Genomic DNA, 15,856 nt, shown 5'->3' with positions numbered 1-15,856 from the left:
CGGCCCCACCACCATTAACTGCATACACTAAAGTGAACCAGGGCGAAAATCGGCTACATTTCACCGCAACTGCTTGACCTCCCCGGAAAACTGCATACAGTTACTGGCGAGCGTCGCGACGATGCGCGCGCTCTTACCTCGGAGGTGACGATGACCCGAGTCGGCGTGCTCGGCCTTGGCCGGATGGGTCTGCCGATCGCACGGAATCTGCTGGACAAGGGGTTCGAGGTGATCGGCTATCAGCGCCGGCCGTCGCCCGACCTGATCTCCGCGGGGGGTACGCAGGCGGACTCGCCCGCCGACCTGGCCGCGCGTGCCGATGTGCTGCTGTCGATCCTGCCCGATATCGACGCCGTCCGAGCGGTCGTGTCCGGCCCCGAGGGCACCCTCAAGTCCTTACGCCCCGGCACTGTTCACATCGAGATGAGCACCATCGACGTCGCCGAGAAGGCGAAGGTGCGTGATCTCGTCCAGCAGGCCAGCGGTGACCTTCTCGACGCGCCGATCAGCGGCAGCCCCAGCATGGTGCCGCCGCGGCTGGCCACGACGTTCGCCTCCGGCAAGGGCGAGAGCATCGACGCGGTCGCCGATGTGCTCGCCGCGATCTCCGGCCCGTGGGTACGCGCGGGGGAGTTCGGCTCCGGCGCACACTTCAAGTACATCGCCAACCTCCTGCTGGCGGTGCATACCGTCGCCGCCGCCGAAGCGATGTCGTTGGCGGACAAGGCCGGCCTGGATCTGGAACTGGTGCAGCGCACGCTGGACGAGTCGATCGCGGGCTCGATGGTGTGGAAGCGGTTCGGCCCGCGGATCCGATCCCGCGAGTGGTTGCCGGCGCCCGGGCCGATCGAGACCCTGCACGAGATCCTCGTGCAGATCGACGCCTACAAACAGGAAGTCGGCTCCCGCACGCCGATGTTCGACGTGGCCAAGGCGCTCTACGACGACGCCATGGCCCACGGCCGTGGGCACCTCGACGTCTCCAGCGTGCGCGATCAGCTCACCGGCAAGATTGGACCTCATTCATGAACTCCCCGCTGGACCTCCCCATTCATCACCTCGGTTACGCCGTCGCGGATCTCGACACGGCGATTCTCGACGCGGTCCGCAGGCTGGGCGCCGGACCGTTCTTCGTGCTCGACGACGTCAAGCTCGAGAGCACGTCGAACGGGCAGCCCGCCGAGTTCTGGCACAGCGCCGCGTTCGGTCAGTGGGGCGAGGTCGGGGTGGAGTTCCAGGAGATCAAGCGCACCACACCGGAGCGCGTTACCGAAGGACTGGTGCCGCCGAGGACACCGAACCTCAACCACGTGGCCTACGCCGTCCCGGACCCCGCCGGAGTGCGGGCGCGGCTGACCGAAATGGGTATGCCGGAGTTCCTCCACGCGCGCGTCGACGACATCGAATTCACCATGCACGACGGGATTTCCGTGGTGGGGCACAGCATCGAGGTGCATGCCGCAAGCGCCGGGCTGCTCGGGTTCTGGGCGCAGATCCGCGAAGCCAGCATCGGCTGGGACGGCACGCATCCCATCCGCAGGTAGGTCGCGGGCAAATGGAAACCGGCTCCGGTGATCGGTGGGAACCGAGCACCAGAGCCGGACGCTTTTTCAGTATTTTCAGTGGGTGCGGCCGCGGTCGGTGACGACGCCGTCTTCACCGTCCGAGGGGGCGAGCACCAGCGGCAGGTCGAGTGACACCCACGGCCCGGTCACGTGCTCCGGGCGGCCCGGATCGTCGGCGCCGTGCTCGGTGAACGACAGGCACAGTGACTCCTTCACCGCGAAAACCGTGTCGCTGTCGAGATAATCGCTCTCCGCGTCGAAGATGTGCGTGGTCAGCGAGCGGTAGCCCGGCGCCTTGACCACCAGGTGGACATGCGCGGCCCGCCACGGATGACGCGCAGTGGCGTTCAGCATCTTCCCGACCGGACCGTCGTCGGGGATCGCATACGGCACCGGCCGCACGGCCCAGAAGGAGAACCGGCCGTCGTCGTCGGTCCGGAAACGGCCCCGCAGGTGGAATTCGGGCGCATCCGGGTCCTGGACCGCGTACAGGCGGTTGTCGCCGTTCTGCCACACGTCGAGTTCGGCGCCGGCGATCGGTTTCCCGTCCAGGCCGCGCACCTGCCCGAAGATGTGGGCGGGCGTGCCGGCTTCCTGCTCGGCCATGCTGGACCCGAGCGGGCGCAACGGGGAACCGGGCACGTAGAACGGGCCGAGGATGGTCGATTCCGTCGCGCCGTCGGGCGCGGGATGCGCGAGCGCGTCGACCAGCATCGAGACACCGAGAGTGTCCGACCAGAGAATGAACTCCTGGCGTTTGTCGTCGGTGATGTGCCCGGTCGCGGTCAGGATTTCGATGGCCTTCGCCCACTCGTCCTCGGTCAGCTCGACGTCGGTGACGAACGCGTGCAGGTGGGTGACCAGGCTCTGCATGATCCGGCGCAGGCGCGGCGAGGGCGTGTGCTCGAAGCTCTCGTGCACCGCTTGCGTGATTTCCTTGGTGGCACGGGGATTCACGGTCACTTCACCACCTCGTCGGCGCGGATCGGCTGCGGGGTCAGGTCGAGTTGTTCCTGAGCGAGGGGCGCGCCGATGGTCGTCTCCAAGCTGCCGAGCTCGCCGATGCGCACCCGGACCACGTCGCCGGGGTTGAGGAACCGTGGCGGCCGTTGCCCGGCGCCGACACCGGCGGGGGTGCCGGTGGCGATCACGTCACCGGGCTGCAGCGTCATGACCCGCGCGTAGTGGCGGACGAGATCGGCGACGCCGAAGATCATGTCCGCGGTGGAGCCGTCCTGTTGCAGCTCGCCGTTGATGTGCAGCTTGATCGGCAGGTGCTGCGGATCTCCCACCGCGTCCGCCGTCGTGATCCACGGGCCGATCGGCGCGGCGCCGTCGAAACCCTTGCTCACCACGGCATCCAGGCCGAGGGTGTGCGGGAAGGGAAGGAAGTCACGCAACGACAGGTCGTTGAGGACGGTGTAGCCGAACACGGCCGCCAGCGGATCCGGGCCGGTCGCCAGTGCCGGGTCGCCGATGACCACCGCGAGCTCGGCTTCCCAGTCCAGTTGCTTGCCGTAGGAGGGATAGGTTACCGTCCGGCCGCTGCCGACGAGTGCGGTGCCCGGCTTGAGGAAGCTGAACGGGAACGGCGCCGGGCGGTTCTCCAGCCCGGCCGGGCCCGCCATCTCCGCGACATGGTCGTAGTAGTTCGAGCCGACGCACAGGATCTTCCGCGGTTGCAGCGGCGGCAGCCACCGGACCTCCGCCAGGTCGATCGTCGCCTTGTGCACCGTCGCGGCTTCGGTCACCGGCGCGCGCCAGGTCGCCCACTGTTCGATGAGGACGGTGACGTCCCGCGGTGCCTCCGCGACGAGTTCGGACAACGGCACCACGCCACCCGGCAGCACGACGGCGGCAACCGGTGCGCCGTCGAGCTCGATCGTCGCGATACCCAGGCCGCTTGACATCTCGATGAACCTACCTCGCGTTGAAGTCTGAACCACAATTAATGTATGCAAAAATATGCCAGCGCGGGGCAGCGGTCAAGTCGCCGTTGTGCAGGGTGCTATAACTGAATACAGTTATTTACGGTTTGTAGCCGCCCTCAGGAAGTTCGGAGTCGCCATGAGCGGGAGCACCGACAAGCTGCTCGGCAAGGACTACTGGCTGATCCGCAGCCTTCCCGCCGAGACCACGACGGCCGATGATCTTACGCCGCTGGTCGACGAACACGTGTCGTGGCTGCTGGGCCTGGAGCGGGAGGGGCTGGTCGTCCTGTCGGGCCCGTTGCTGGACGGGCCGGGCGCGCGGCCGGGCTCCGGCATCACGGTGCTGCGGGCCGACGACGCCGAGCACGCGGCCAGACTCGCGGGCGGCGATCCTTTCGTCGTCGCGGGCCTGCGCAGCTTCGAGGTCTGTCGCTGGCGAGTCAACGAAGGCTCGATCGGCGTCCGGCTCTCCCTGGGCACCGGCACCTTCCACTGGGAGTGATCGTAAGGTCTCACGCCACGACGGCGCCGGGAGCCTGGTTCGCCGACAGCAGCTGCCGCAACGCCTTGATCGCATGCCCGGACACCACCGGCCCCAGGCCCTGGCGCCGCCACACGGTCAGCGCGAGCGGCTCGGGCGGCGGCAGGTCCGGGCGGGGAACCAGGCCCTCGGGCGCCTGGCCGAACGTCGCCAGCAGCGCCACCCCCAGACCCGCCGCCGCGGCGGCGTGCACCCCGGCGAGCTGGTTCGCCTCGGCGCCGACCTCGGCGGGAATCCCGTGCCCGGCCAGCGTTTCCAGTGCCGCGGTCCGCAGCGCGCACGGGCTGTCGAAGGCGACGAGCGGCACCGGCCCGCTCGGCCTCGACCAGCCGGGGGAGGAGTACCAGGTCAGTTCCAGTTCCCCGACCGGGGTGGCGCGCGGATCGTCGGACGCGCCGGGGATCAGCGCGAGATCGAGCCTGCCTGTGGCGAGTGCCTCACGCAGCGCGGTGCCGCGATCCAGCCGGTATCGCACCCGGTGATCAGGCAGTGACTTCCCGAGGGTGGCAGTGAGATACGGCAGCAGCTGCGCCGCGGCGTGCTCGGTGGAACCGATCACGATCGCTTCTTCGCTGTCCACCCCGAAACTGCGCAACGCCTCGTCGTGCAGCGCGAGGATCCGCCTGGCGTAGCTCAGCAGCTGCTCACCGTCGGCGGTGAACCGGGACCGGCGGCCGTCGCGTTCGACCAGCTGCCGCCCGGTCGCGGCTTCGAGCCGGCGGGCGTGCTGGCTCACCGCCGCCTGGCTCAGGTGAAGATACGTGGCGGCGCGCTGGAAACCGCCGCGGTCGGCCACTGCCACGAAGCTGCGCAGCGGGACGATATCCAGTATCTGGTCCATGTCGCGCAAGCTACTAGAGCATTCATCATGAACCGTAATGAATCCGCATCGTGAAACATCGTTGGACTTCGCGGTGACTCACCCTGCATGCTCAAGGTCATGAACCAGTCTGCCGATCGCATGGGCTTGCTCCTGACAAGCCGCCGGTGGCTGGACTATGCCCGTTGTGGCACCGCGATCTGTCCGGCTTCCGCCGGCCGCCGCTGACGCGGCCGCGTTCGTGTAGTTCCGGCAGCCGCCGCGTGATCTCCTGACGCCCGTCGGGGTGCGTCTGCCTGCCTTGTGCCCGTCAACCACGAAAGGAAACGGGTCCCTCATGTCCCGTCGCACCCTCAAGCTGGGCGCCGTCCTCCTCGGCGTCGGTGGACCCGGCCAGCACAACACCTGGCTCGACCCCGAAATCCCGGCCAACGCCAGCGTCGACGTCAACTGGTACATCGCCCGCGCCAAGGAGGCCGAGGCGGCGAAGTTCGACCTGGTGTTCATTGTGGACAGTCAGTTCATCACGCGGAATTCGCCGAACCACTACCTGAGCCGTCTCGAACCGCTCACGCTGCTGTCCGCGATCGCCGTGCACACCGGCAACATCGGTCTCGTCGGTACGCTGACGACGTCCTACAACGAGCCGTTCAACGTCGCGCGCCGCCTCTACTCCCTCGACCACATCAGCGGCGGGCGCGCCGGCTGGAACGTGGTCACCAGTGGTGACGCGGGCACCGCCGGCAACTACAGCCGCGACGAGCACTTCGACTACCCGACCCGCTACGGCCGTGCGCTGGAACACGTTCAGGTCGTGCGTGGACTGTGGGACTCCTACGAGGCCGACGCCTTCCCACGGGACAAGGAATCCGGCGTTTTCCTCGACCCGGAGAAGCAGCACGCGCTCAACCACCGGGGCGAGTACTTCTCCGTCGTCGGGCCGCTCAACCTCGAACGCTCCCCGCAGGGACAGCCGGTCATCTTCCAGGCCGGGGATTCCGAGGAAGGCCGCGATCTCGGGGCGAGCGTCGGCGAGGTGATCTTCACCCACGCCGCGAACCTGGCGCAGGCCAAGGCTTTCCGCGCCGAACTGCGGGAGCGGGCCGCGGCCAAGGGCCGGGATCCGGAGGGGTTGCTGACACTGCCGGGGATCCAGCTCGTCATCGCCGACACCGACGAGGAAGCCCGGTCCAAAGAGGACGCCCGCCTGGGCACGAAGAGCTTCGACCGGGCGCTCAAGGAACTCGGCCGTCCCTTCGGCTGGCACGACTTCACCCGGTACGACCTCGACGCGCCGTTCCCCGAGATCGGTGACGCCGGTGAGCGCAGCTTCCGCACCCAAGCCAATTCCATCAAGAAATTGGCGCGGGACAACGGTTTCACGCTCCGCCAGGTCGTGCAGCACCTCATCGACGCGGCCCGCTCACCGTTCGTCGGGTCCCCGGAAACGGTGGCCGACACCATCCAGCACTGGTTCTCCGAGGGCGGGTTCGACGGCATCAACGTCACCGTCAACGCGCCGAGCGAGTTCGCCCTGTTCACCGACCGGGTGCTGCCGATCCTGCGCGAACGCGGCGTCGTCCGCAGCGAGTACGAGTCGGACACCCTGCGCGGGAATCTCGGCCTGCCCGTGCCCGCCAACCGCCACACCGACGCGCGGCATCCCGCACCCGCACTCGCCCCGTAACCGATCCCCCCGAGGAAAAACAGGACATGTCCAGACGCACCACGGCCCGCCGCCTCTTCGCCGCCGCCATCGGAATCACCGTCGCCGCCACCCTTGCCGCGTGCGGCAGCGGCGGTGCCGCCACCGGTGGCGGCACCGGGACCCTGAAATGGGCCAGCTCGTACTTCCCGGCCCACTGGGACCCTGTGGTTTCCGGCAGCGGCGCCCAGTTCCGGGAACTCGCGCTCTCCTACGCTTCCCTGACCCGTACCGACGACCAGGGCCGTGCGGTGCCCGATCTCGCGCAAAGCTGGGACTACAACGACACCGGCGACGAGGTCACCTTCCATCTGCGGCCCGGCCTGAAGTTCAGCGACGGCACGCCCGTCGACGGTGCCGCGGTGAAGGCCGCGATCGAGCGGGCGAAGAACCAGAAGAACTCCGCACTGTTCGGTGACCTCACGTCCATCAAGGCGGTCACCGCCAACGGGCTCGACGTGGTGGTGTCGCTGACCCAGGTGGATCACCAGATTCCGCAGCTGCTGGGGGAGCGGGTGCTGCAGATCGCGAGCCCCAAGGCCGCGGCGGATCCGGCGAAGCTGGACCAGAATCCCGTCGGTGCCGGCCCGTTCATCGCCACCCAGGTGATCCCGGGCACCAAGGCGGTGTTCAAGAAGAACCCGGATTACTGGGACGCCAAGAACATTCACATCGAAAGCGTGGAGCTGACCTCCGCGCCGGACGCCTCGACCGTCGTTTCCGGTCTGCAGACCGGGGTCTACAACTTCGCCGATCTGACCCCGAGTCAGGCCGGCGCGGCGAAACAAGCCGGGCTCGACTTGTTCGTGCAGCCCGGTTTCAACGCGTCCAACATCAGCCTCAACGTGAACAAGGCGCCGTTCGACAACGACAAGGTCGTCGACGCCGTACGGTATGCGGTGAACCGCCAGGAATTCGTCGACAAGCTGACCTTCGGCTACGGCTCGGCGACGGACCAGCCGTTCCCGGAGGGTTATGTCGCCTACGATCCGCAGTCGAAGAACCGGTATCCCTACGATCCGGAGAAGTCGAAGCAGCTGCTGTCCGAGGCCGGTTACCACCCTGGCGACCTCAAGCTCGATCTGGTGATCCCCAGCGCCGATCCGGCCGCCGAGATCGTGCAGTCGCAGCTGGCTGCCGTCGGGATCACCGTCAACATCAAGGTGAACAAGAACTGGGCGACGCCGTTCTTCGCCAAGGATCTGGTCTTTTCCTTGTACGGCACCACCGGCCGTGACTCCGCGCTGCAGACGCTGACCGCCCACTTCGGACCGAACGGCCCGCTGAACCTGTCGACTCCGTACGAGCCGGCCGGTTTCGAGGAGGCGGCGGCCAAGGTGCGGCAGACCCCGATCGACTCGCCGGACTACGCGTCGGTGTTGCAAGCCGCGACGCGCGTGGGACTGACCAGCAAGGCGCTCGTGTTCACCTACTCGTCGCCGAACCTGTTCGCCAAGAACAAGTCCATTTCGGACCTGCCGAAGAATCCCGCGCATCTCGACTGGACGGGTGTGACGATCGGTGGTCGCTGACACGTTCGTTCCCACCGGCCCGGTCTTCCTGACGGGTGTGCGCCGCGCCGGTGGCCGCATCCTCGTGACGCTCGCCAGGTCGGTCGCGATCTTCATCCCGGTGTTCTTCGTGGGCACGCTGCTGACTTTCGCGTTGCGGTCGATGAGCGGGCTCAGCCCGGCGCGGCTGCAACTCGGTGAGGACGCGACCCCGGAGGCGATCCACCAGATCGAAAGCCAGTGGGGTCTCGACCGGCCGTTCCTGGCTCAGTACTGGAGCTGGTTCACCGGCCTGCTGCACGGGGAACTGGGCACGAGCTGGGTCAACGGCGCCGACATCTCGACGCTGATCGGGCTCGGCCTCGGGGTCAGCCTGTCGGTGGCGATCCTGGCGCTGGTGCTGGGCGTGGTGCTGGGTTCGGTGCTCGGCACCGTCGCCGCGCTGCGCCGCACGACATGGATCGACCGGGCGATCACCGGTTTCGTCACGGTGGTCTCGGTGATGCCCGGGTTCGTGGTCGGCATCGTGCTCGTCGAGATCTTCGCGGTGGCGCTGGGCTGGCTGCCGTCGGCAGGCTACTCGCCGCTGGCCGCCGGCGCCGGTCCGTGGCTCGCCCACGTGATCCTGCCCGCGCTCGCGCTGAGTTTCGACATCGTGGCCGACGTCGCCCGGCAGCTGCGCACCGGACTGGTGTCGGCCTACCGCGAGAACTACGTGCTCGGCGCGATGGTGCGCGGCCTGAGCCCGCGCCGGATCTTCTTCCGGCACGTGCTGCGCAACGGCATCGGGCCCGCGCTGGCCACGCTCGGGATCAAGTTCCCGCAGCTGATCGGCGCGTCCGTCGTCGCGGAGTGGATCTTCGGACTCCAGGGTTTCGGCCGGTTCGCCAACGATTCCGCACAGGCCGGTGACGTGCCCGCGGTCCAGGGGGTGCTCGTGGTGTCGGTCGCGATGGTGGTGACGTTCAACCTGATCGTCAACATCGTCCTCGGCCGCATCGCCCCGGCCTCGCAACGGGGAGTGTGACGATGCTGCGCCGGATTTTCTCCCTCGCCTCGGGCCGCTTCGCCTTCGCGGTACTCGTGGTGATCGCGTTGCTTGCGATCTTCGGGCCGCTGCTCGCGCCGCACGATCCGCTGGCCACCAGCGCCGGCACTCTCGCGCCGCCGTCCGGCGACCATTGGCTCGGCACCGACAATCTCGGCCGCGACGTGTTCAGCCGCCTGCTGTCCGGTTCGCGGATCAGCGTGCTCGGTTCGCTGGAGGTCGCGCTGACGGCGCTCGTGGTCGGCGCGATTCCCGGCATCCTGTCGGTGTATCTGGGCCGGGTGTTCGAATGGCTCACCCTCCGGCTCGCCGACACCCTGGTGGCGCTGCCGTTCCTGCTGTTCGCGGTGGCGGTGACGGCGTTGCTGGGCAACGGGATCACCCAGGCCATGCTGGTGACCGGCGTGCTCGTCTCGCCGCTGTTCTACCGGGTGGCGCGGGCGGCCACGCTCTCGGTCGCGCGTTCGCAATACGTCGAAGCGGCGCTCATTTCCGGCGCCTCGCTCGGCTGGATCGTCCGGCGGCACGTGTGGGTCAAGGTGCTCCCGCCCATCGCGGTCGCGTTCGCCCAGACCGTCGGCGTCGGTTTCATCGTCGTGTCCAGCTTGTCCTTCCTCGGGATCGGCGTGCAGCCACCGGCACCGACCTGGGGCGGCCTGCTCGCCTCGGATCTCGGCTTCCTCGGCTACCAGCCGTGGGCGCCGTTCGTGCCCGCGCTGCTGATCATGATCACGGTGTGGGCGTGCAACGTCCTCGCCGACGCCATCCGTGACGTATCGGGTGAGGCCGGGCGGGCGCTGCTGAACAACCGGAAGGTCCGGGCCAACCAGATCGCCGCCGGAGGAGCGTCATGACAGTTCCGCCTCCCCGAAATTCACTGGGTCGGTTGCGTGGCGGACGGATGGTTCTGCCTGGTCACGTGCTTGTGGCTGGTTTGCGTCACGTTCCCCTGAGGTGCGGCTGCGAAGCCCAGGGCTTGACTTCAACCTCGGAGTCGACAGAGGGGGTGTCATGACCAGTCTCGTTGACAGCGCTGCAGTGTCCACTGTGGCTGATCCGGTGCTCGCCGTCCGCGACGTCCGGGTCTCGAGCCGGGTGGACGGCCGGGAAATCGTGCACGGAGTGAGTTTCGAGCTCACGCCAGGCAAGGTGGTGGGCATCGTCGGCGAGTCGGGCAGCGGGAAAACCCTGACCTGCCGGGCGGTTCTGGGCATCCTGCCGGAGCATTTCGAGATCTCCGGCGGTTCCGTGCAGCTGGCGGGCCAGGACGTGTCGGCGCTGAGCCAGGCGCAGTGGACGGCGCTGCGCGGCTCGACGATCAGCGCGGTGTTCCAGGACCCGGCGTCCTATCTGAACCCGTCGATCCCGGTCGGCGCACAGCTCGCCGAAGTGTTGCGGGTGAAGAAAAAGCTCGGACGCCGTGCGGCCCGCCGCGGTGCGCTCGAGCTGCTCGACGCGGTCCAGCTGCGTGACCCGGAGCTGGTGTACACGCAGTACGCGTTCGAGCTGTCCGGCGGGATGCTGCAACGGATCCTGATCGCGACCGCCATCGCGGCCGGCCCGCGGGTGCTCATCGCCGACGAGGCCACGACCGCGCTCGACGTGACGGTGCAGGCGGAGATTCTCGACCTCCTCGCGGATCTGCGGGAGCGCACCGGGCTCGCGCTGGTCGTCGTGTCGCATGACCTGGCCGTGGTCGCGCAGCTGTGCGACGAGGTGCTGGTCATGCGGGACGGCGAGGTGGTCGAACATGGTGCCACGACAGAGGTTCTGTACCACCCGCGGCATGCCTACACCCGCTTGCTGATCAGCGAGCACGAGCAGTACGGCCTGGAGAAGTTCCTCGACCGGACGGAGGCCCGGCCATGATCCTCGAGGTCAGCGAGCTGGATGTCCACTATGGACAGCGCCGCCGGCGCCGGCGGGCGCTGGCCGGTGCGTCACTGACGGTCGAGCGCGGGGAAGTGGTCGGGCTCATCGGTGAGACGGGTTCCGGCAAGTCCACGCTGGCCCGTGCCGTGCTCGGCCTGGTGCGCGCCTCGGCGGGCCGCATCGTCATCGACGGCGAGGACGTCACCGGCTACTCCGGCCGCCAGTGGATGGCACTGCGGCGCCGGGGCGTGCTGCAGTACGTGTTCCAGGATCCCTTGCGCAGCCTCGATCCCGATCTGTCCATTGCGGACTCACTGATCGAACCGCTGCTGGTGAGCGGGGTTTCCCAGGCGGAGGCGACGCGGCGGGCCCGCACGTACCTGTCCCGGGTCCGGCTCGGCGAGGAGCTGCTGGACCGGTTGCCCGGCGAGCTTTCCGGCGGGCAGCGGCAGCGGGTGGCGGTGGCCAGGGCGCTGGTCACCGAGCCGAAGCTGGTGATCCTCGACGAGCCGGTCAGCGCGCTGGACTCCGCGAACCGGGTGCAGATCCTGGAGATTCTCAAGGAACTGCGCGGCACCGGCGTGGCGATGGTGTTCATCTCCCACGATCTGGGTTCGGTGGCCGGGATCGCGGACCGCATCGCCGTGCTGTACCAAGGAAAACTCGTCGAGACCGGCCCGGCCCGCGATGTCGTGGCCGAGCCCCGGCATCCCTACACGCGGTTGCTCGTCAGCTCCGCCCCGACCCTGCGCACCGCCTCGGCCGGACGCGCCGAACGGGAAGCCCTGCGCGCGCTTCTCGACGCCTGAAAGGATTTCCAGATGACCCGCAAGATCCACCTCGCCCTGCATCCCTACGGTGTCGGCGGTCCCGGCCAGCACGGCCTGTGGAAGGACCCCAGCATCGCCAAGAACGCCAGCATCGACATCAACTACTACATCCAGCAGGCGCAGGCGGCAGAGCACGCGCTGTTCGACGCCCTGTTCATTGTGGACAGTCAGTTCATCAACGCCACCTATCCGGCGCACTACCTCAACCGACTCGAACCGCTGACCCTGCTCTCGGCCGTGGCCACCCACACCCGGCACATCGGGCTCGTCGGCACCGCGAGTTCGACCTACAACTCGCCGTTCAACCTGGCGCGGCGGTTCGGCTCGCTGGACCACATCAGCGGCGGGCGGGCCGGCTGGAACGTGGTGACCAGCTTCGACACCGGCACCAGCCGCAACTACGGCCTGGAGGACCACCTCGACTACGCGACACGCTACGGCCGCGCGCTCGAGGCGGTGCAGGTCATCCGCGGCCTGTGGGATTCCTATGAGGACGATGCCTTCCCCGCCGACGTCGAACGCGGGGTCTTCCTCGACCCGGAGAAGCTGCACGCGCTCAACCACGCCGGTGAGCACTTCCGCGTCGACGGCCCGCTCAACCTTTCCCGGTCCCCGCAAGGACAACCCGTGATCTTCCAGGCGGGCGTCTCGGAGGAGGGCCGGAACCTCGCCGCCCAGGTGGCGGAAGGCATCTACGCCCCGGGGGCTTCGTTCGACGATGCCCGCGCCTACTACGCCGACATCAAGCAGCGCACCGCCGCCGCGGGCCGGGACCCCGAGCACATCAAGATCTTCATCCACGGTGGTCCCGTCGTCCGGGGCAACGATCTCGACGCCCAGCGCCGCGCCCGCGAAATCTTCCACGAGGACAACGATTTCGACCGCAATGTCGCCTTGCTCGGCCGGGCCTTCGGTGCGCACGATTTCAGCCAGTACGACCTGGACGCCCCGTTCCCGGACGTGGCGCACCTGGCGGAGCGCGGCGGGCGGACCGGCGCCACGAAGATCATCGAACGTGCCCGCGCCGGCGGGCTGACGTTGCGCCAAGTGGTCGAGACCTTCAACGAGCACAAGCAGTCGCCGTTCGTCGGGGCACCCGCCACGGTCGCCGACACGATCGAGCGCTGGTTCACGGCCGGCACCTTCGACGGCATCAATCTCGCCTTCCGTAACAACGAGGACCTGACGTGGTTTGTGGACGCGGTGGTGCCGCTGCTGCAGAAGCGCGGCCTGTTCCGCACCGAGTACGAGGGCACGACCCTGCGGGAGAACCTGGGACTGCCGATCCCCGTCAACCGCCACACCGCCGAACGCAATCTGGTGGACGCCTGATGTCCGGGCGCGCGGTGCACGAAGTTCCGTTCCCGGAGGCGGTTCCGCCGGACGAGGTGGACGTGCTGATCGTCGGGGCGGGCCCGGTCGGGCTGTCGGCGGCGATCGAACTCGAAGCCCGCGGTGTGCATGTGGCGGTCGTCGATCAGGCGCGGCGCGCCACGCTGGTCCGCGCCGGCGCGATGGGGCACACGCCGCGGGTGGTGGAACATTTCCGCCGATGGGGTGTGCTGCAAGGAATCCGGGCCGAGTGGACCTTTCCTCCCGAGTGGAACCAGGGCATCCGGCTGGTCACCTCCCTGGTGGGCCACGAGCTGGTGCCGAACCGGCGGCCGTCGTTCACCGGTACCCGCCCCGTGGCGGAGGAAGCCCTTCGCCGTCCGCAAAGCGCGCTCCAGCAGGTTTTCCTGCGTCACCTGGCGCTGCGCGGGGTGACGGTCGCGGGCGGGTGGCCGCTGACCGGGCTGCGACAGGACGCCGGGGGAATCGAAGCCGTCGTCGGCGACCGCGCCGTCCGGGCCCGGTATGTGCTCGGCGCGGACGGCGGACGCAGCACCGTGCGGAAACTGGCCGGCATCGAGCGCCAAGGGGAGCACGCCACCGAGAAACGGGTGCGGCTCGTCGTGCGCACCGGCGATATCTCGGCCCGCGCCGGCGTCGCGCCCAGCGGCACGAACATCGTGGTCAACCAGCGTGCGGATGGGTTCCTGGCGGCGATCAGCAGCCGCGAATGGCGGGTTTATGCGGGACCGTTCCCGCTCGACCACGAACCGTCCGAAGTGGAGCTTCTGGACACCGCGAAGGCCGCGTTCGGGTTCGATGTGGACCTCGAACTGGCGTCGGCGACGACCTTCTACCACGCCACGCGGATCGCCGGGACCTTCCGATCGGGCCGGGTGCTGCTGGCCGGGGACGCCGCGCATGTGCGGACACCCGGCGGCAACCTGGGGGAGGGCTTCGGCGACGTGGTCAACCTGGGCTGGAAACTCGCCGCCGTGGTGCAGGGCTGGGCGCCGGAGGAGGTGCTCGACTCGTATGACCGCGAGCGCCGCAGGCACAACTGGCGGATCGCGGATTTCGCGCTGAGCCGGTCGCGGCGCATGCAGGCGACGATCGCCGACATCCGCCGCATCGGGGTGCCCGACGACGCGGATAGCAGCCCCGACGCGGAGCGCACCCGCCTCGCCATCGGCGCCTTGCTCGGAAAGAACAAGCTGGGCGCGGACGGCGTCACCTTCGACGAGCGGTACGACGATTCGCCGGTCATCTGGTACGAAGACGGCCAGCTCGACCGGGAAACCCCGTGGCAGGCCGACGTCTACGAGGACGACCCACGGCCGGGACACCGCGCGCCGAACGGCGTGGTGGATCCGCACGGCACCACGCTGTACGACCGGATCGGCAACGACTTCGCATTGCTCGTGCTCTCGCCCGGCCGTGCGGTGGAGCAGGCCTTCGCCGCCGAAGCCGCCACGCGAGGGCTGCCGTTCACCGTCATCCACCTGACCGATCCGGCGGCGCGGGAGCTCTACGGTGCCGGCCAGGTGCTCGTGCGGCCCGACCAGCACGTCGCCTGGCGTGGCACGGATCTTCCCGCGGGCGGTGCGGCGGCGGTGTTCGACCACGTGCTGGGTGTCGCCGCGGTGGCCGGGCCGATCGGACCGCTCCGGCGACGCGACGAGGTGACACTGTGACGCCACGTTTCCGGCTCGGTTTCCTGACCCACGTCCAGGGCCGCGGCAAGGACCTGAGGCAGATCTACCGCAACGCGCAGGAGTTGTTCGTCGTCGCCGACGAGCTCGGGTTCGACGTCGGCTGGGTCGCCCAGCATCACGTCGCCCTCGGCGGTGGTGGACTGCCCTCGCCCTGGACGTTCCTGGCGCATGCCGCCGCGCGCACCCGACGGATCCGGCTCGCCACGGCCATCACCGTGCTGCCGCTGGAGGACCCGATCCGGCTGGCGGAGGACGTTTCCGTGGTGGACACGCTCAGCGGAGGGCGGGTCGAAATCGGGGTCGGCAGCGGCGGCAGCGAGGTCGAATACGCCGCGTTCGGCCGGGATGTCGCCCGCAAACGGGAGCTCACCACCACCGGTCTCGACGTGCTGCGCAAGGCGCTGGCGAACGAGGAAGTCGGTACGGCGGGCTTCACCATCCAGCCACCGGCGGCGGATTTCACCGGCCGGATCTGGCAGGGCGTGTTCAGCAAACCGGGCGCCGGACACGCCGCCGAAGCCGGGTCGAACCTGTTGCTGAACCGCGCCGCCTATGGCTACGAGGAACCCACCGACGAGGTGCAGCGGCCATGGGCCGACGCGTACTCCTCGGCGTGGAACCGGCCGCACGCACCCAGAATTGGCTTGTCCCGCTTCATTTTCCCCGCCGCCGACCGCCGTACCGCGCTGGCCCAGATCGCCGACGACGTGCACCGTGCGGCGCTCCGCTTCGGCGAGCGTGGTGCCTTTCCGTCCAATGTGGACATCGATGAAGCGTTACGGCGCTTCCATTCCTTCTACGGACATCCCGACGAGATCATCGAAGAACTGCGGCGGGAGCGGGTGCTGCCCGTCGCGACCGATCTGATCACCCAGTTCAATCCCGCCGTTCCCGAGCAGGACGCGGCCATCCGGGCGCTCGAGCTCATCGCGACCGAGATCGCCCCGGCGCTGGGCTGGCGGGCCGCCGAGCTGCAAGGAGCATGA

At 68.6% G+C, this 15,856-nt stretch carries 15 protein-coding genes; 12 read left to right on the top strand and 3 right to left on the bottom strand.

Annotation, left to right across the window (positions count from 1 at the left end):
- Positions 1-48 precede the first annotated feature (48 nt).
- Together GKO32_RS10445 and GKO32_RS10440 are read left to right on the top strand one after the other, a co-directional pair.
- Positions 49-1,029 (top strand): NAD(P)-dependent oxidoreductase, encoded by a 981-nt coding sequence (locus GKO32_RS10445; protein ID WP_312867776.1) that lies wholly within the window; start codon positions 49-51, stop codon positions 1,027-1,029.
- On the top strand, positions 1,026-1,544 hold the full coding sequence (locus GKO32_RS10440) for a VOC family protein (protein WP_154756603.1): 519 nt from the start codon (positions 1,026-1,028) through the stop codon (positions 1,542-1,544). Before GKO32_RS10445 ends, GKO32_RS10440 begins: the two co-directional genes overlap by 4 nt.
- Positions 1,545-1,619: 75 nt before the next feature.
- Here the strand turns inward: GKO32_RS10440 and GKO32_RS10435 are convergent, their stop codons facing one another.
- Both GKO32_RS10435 and GKO32_RS10430 read right to left on the bottom strand, forming a co-directional pair.
- Positions 1,620-2,528, bottom strand: coding sequence for a dioxygenase family protein (locus tag GKO32_RS10435; protein ID WP_154756602.1), 909 nt, complete (start codon positions 2,526-2,528; stop codon positions 1,620-1,622).
- Positions 2,525-3,475, bottom strand: a complete 951-nt coding sequence (locus tag GKO32_RS10430; protein ID WP_154756601.1) for a fumarylacetoacetate hydrolase family protein — start codon at positions 3,473-3,475, stop codon at positions 2,525-2,527. Before GKO32_RS10430 ends, GKO32_RS10435 begins: the two co-directional genes overlap by 4 nt.
- Before the next feature lie 157 nt (positions 3,476-3,632).
- Here GKO32_RS10430 and GKO32_RS10425 point away from each other — a divergent pair, with 157 nt between their 5' ends.
- Positions 3,633-3,998: a YciI family protein gene (locus tag GKO32_RS10425; protein ID WP_166459481.1), complete on the top strand. Its 366-nt coding sequence runs from the start codon at positions 3,633-3,635 to the stop codon at positions 3,996-3,998.
- Positions 3,999-4,008: 10 nt separating this feature from the next.
- On the opposite strand, the gene GKO32_RS10420 is transcribed toward GKO32_RS10425, so the two are convergent.
- A complete protein-coding gene (locus GKO32_RS10420) occupies positions 4,009-4,878 on the bottom strand; it encodes a LysR substrate-binding domain-containing protein (RefSeq protein WP_154756599.1) in 870 nt (289 codons plus the stop codon).
- Positions 4,879-5,194: 316 nt separating this feature from the next.
- On the opposite strand from GKO32_RS10420, the gene GKO32_RS10415 reads away from it, so the two are divergent.
- The 9 genes from GKO32_RS10415 to GKO32_RS10375 all read left to right on the top strand — a co-directional run bounded on the left by GKO32_RS10415 (position 5,195) and on the right by GKO32_RS10375 (position 15,856).
- Positions 5,195-6,544, top strand: coding sequence for an NtaA/DmoA family FMN-dependent monooxygenase (locus GKO32_RS10415; protein ID WP_154756598.1), 1,350 nt, complete (start codon positions 5,195-5,197; stop codon positions 6,542-6,544).
- A 26-nt stretch (positions 6,545-6,570) separates the two neighbouring features.
- The gene (locus tag GKO32_RS10410) at positions 6,571-8,094 is read left to right on the top strand and encodes an ABC transporter substrate-binding protein (RefSeq protein WP_154756597.1); all 1,524 of its coding nucleotides are present in this window, start codon (positions 6,571-6,573) and stop codon (positions 8,092-8,094) included.
- Entirely contained in the window at positions 8,084-9,100 is a 1,017-nt protein-coding gene (locus GKO32_RS10405; protein ID WP_208024356.1) for an ABC transporter permease, read from the top strand. Before GKO32_RS10410 ends, GKO32_RS10405 begins: the two co-directional genes overlap by 11 nt.
- 2 nt (positions 9,101-9,102) lie before the next feature.
- Complete coding sequence (locus tag GKO32_RS10400) at positions 9,103-9,975, top strand: ABC transporter permease (RefSeq protein WP_154756596.1); 873 nt, start codon at positions 9,103-9,105, stop codon at positions 9,973-9,975.
- 157 nt (positions 9,976-10,132) lie between these two features.
- Positions 10,133-10,990, top strand: coding sequence for an ABC transporter ATP-binding protein (locus GKO32_RS10395; protein ID WP_154756595.1), 858 nt, complete (start codon positions 10,133-10,135; stop codon positions 10,988-10,990).
- A complete protein-coding gene (locus GKO32_RS10390) occupies positions 10,987-11,802 on the top strand; it encodes an ABC transporter ATP-binding protein (RefSeq protein ID WP_154756594.1) in 816 nt (271 codons plus the stop codon). Before GKO32_RS10395 ends, GKO32_RS10390 begins: the two co-directional genes overlap by 4 nt.
- A 12-nt stretch (positions 11,803-11,814) precedes the next feature.
- The gene (locus tag GKO32_RS10385) at positions 11,815-13,155 is read left to right on the top strand and encodes an NtaA/DmoA family FMN-dependent monooxygenase (RefSeq protein ID WP_154756593.1); all 1,341 of its coding nucleotides are present in this window, start codon (positions 11,815-11,817) and stop codon (positions 13,153-13,155) included.
- Entirely contained in the window at positions 13,155-14,849 is a 1,695-nt protein-coding gene (locus GKO32_RS10380) for an FAD-dependent monooxygenase (protein ID WP_154756592.1), read from the top strand. The genes GKO32_RS10385 and GKO32_RS10380 overlap by 1 nt, the downstream gene beginning before the upstream one ends.
- Complete coding sequence (locus GKO32_RS10375) at positions 14,846-15,856, top strand: LLM class flavin-dependent oxidoreductase (RefSeq protein ID WP_312867768.1); 1,011 nt, start codon at positions 14,846-14,848, stop codon at positions 15,854-15,856. Before GKO32_RS10380 ends, GKO32_RS10375 begins: the two co-directional genes overlap by 4 nt.

This window comes from Amycolatopsis pithecellobii (genome assembly GCF_009707865.1).
Taxonomy (GTDB): domain Bacteria; phylum Actinomycetota; class Actinomycetes; order Mycobacteriales; family Pseudonocardiaceae; genus Amycolatopsis_E; species Amycolatopsis_E pithecellobii.
Note: the sequence above shows the minus strand (reverse complement) of the source record. Positions and strands in the feature narration are given on the sequence as shown.

What these genes read in the sequence shown, in the direction of transcription:
- GKO32_RS10440 (WP_154756603.1), top strand. Translation starts at nt 1,026, where the DNA reads ATGAACTCCCCGCTGGACCTCCCCATTCATCACCTCGGTTACGCCGTC.
- GKO32_RS10390 (WP_154756594.1), top strand. Translation starts at nt 10,987, where the DNA reads ATGATCCTCGAGGTCAGCGAGCTGGATGTCCACTATGGACAGCGCCGC.
- GKO32_RS10425 (WP_166459481.1), top strand. Translation starts at nt 3,633, where the DNA reads ATGAGCGGGAGCACCGACAAGCTGCTCGGCAAGGACTACTGGCTGATC.
- GKO32_RS10410 (WP_154756597.1), top strand. Translation starts at nt 6,571, where the DNA reads ATGTCCAGACGCACCACGGCCCGCCGCCTCTTCGCCGCCGCCATCGGA.
- GKO32_RS10420 (WP_154756599.1), bottom strand. Translation starts at nt 4,878, where the DNA reads ATGGACCAGATACTGGATATCGTCCCGCTGCGCAGCTTCGTGGCAGTG.
- GKO32_RS10385 (WP_154756593.1), top strand. Translation starts at nt 11,815, where the DNA reads ATGACCCGCAAGATCCACCTCGCCCTGCATCCCTACGGTGTCGGCGGT.
- GKO32_RS10395 (WP_154756595.1), top strand. Translation starts at nt 10,133, where the DNA reads ATGACCAGTCTCGTTGACAGCGCTGCAGTGTCCACTGTGGCTGATCCG.
- GKO32_RS10400 (WP_154756596.1), top strand. Translation starts at nt 9,103, where the DNA reads ATGCTGCGCCGGATTTTCTCCCTCGCCTCGGGCCGCTTCGCCTTCGCG.
- GKO32_RS10380 (WP_154756592.1), top strand. Translation starts at nt 13,155, where the DNA reads ATGTCCGGGCGCGCGGTGCACGAAGTTCCGTTCCCGGAGGCGGTTCCG.
- GKO32_RS10415 (WP_154756598.1), top strand. Translation starts at nt 5,195, where the DNA reads ATGTCCCGTCGCACCCTCAAGCTGGGCGCCGTCCTCCTCGGCGTCGGT.
- GKO32_RS10430 (WP_154756601.1), bottom strand. Translation starts at nt 3,475, where the DNA reads ATGTCAAGCGGCCTGGGTATCGCGACGATCGAGCTCGACGGCGCACCG.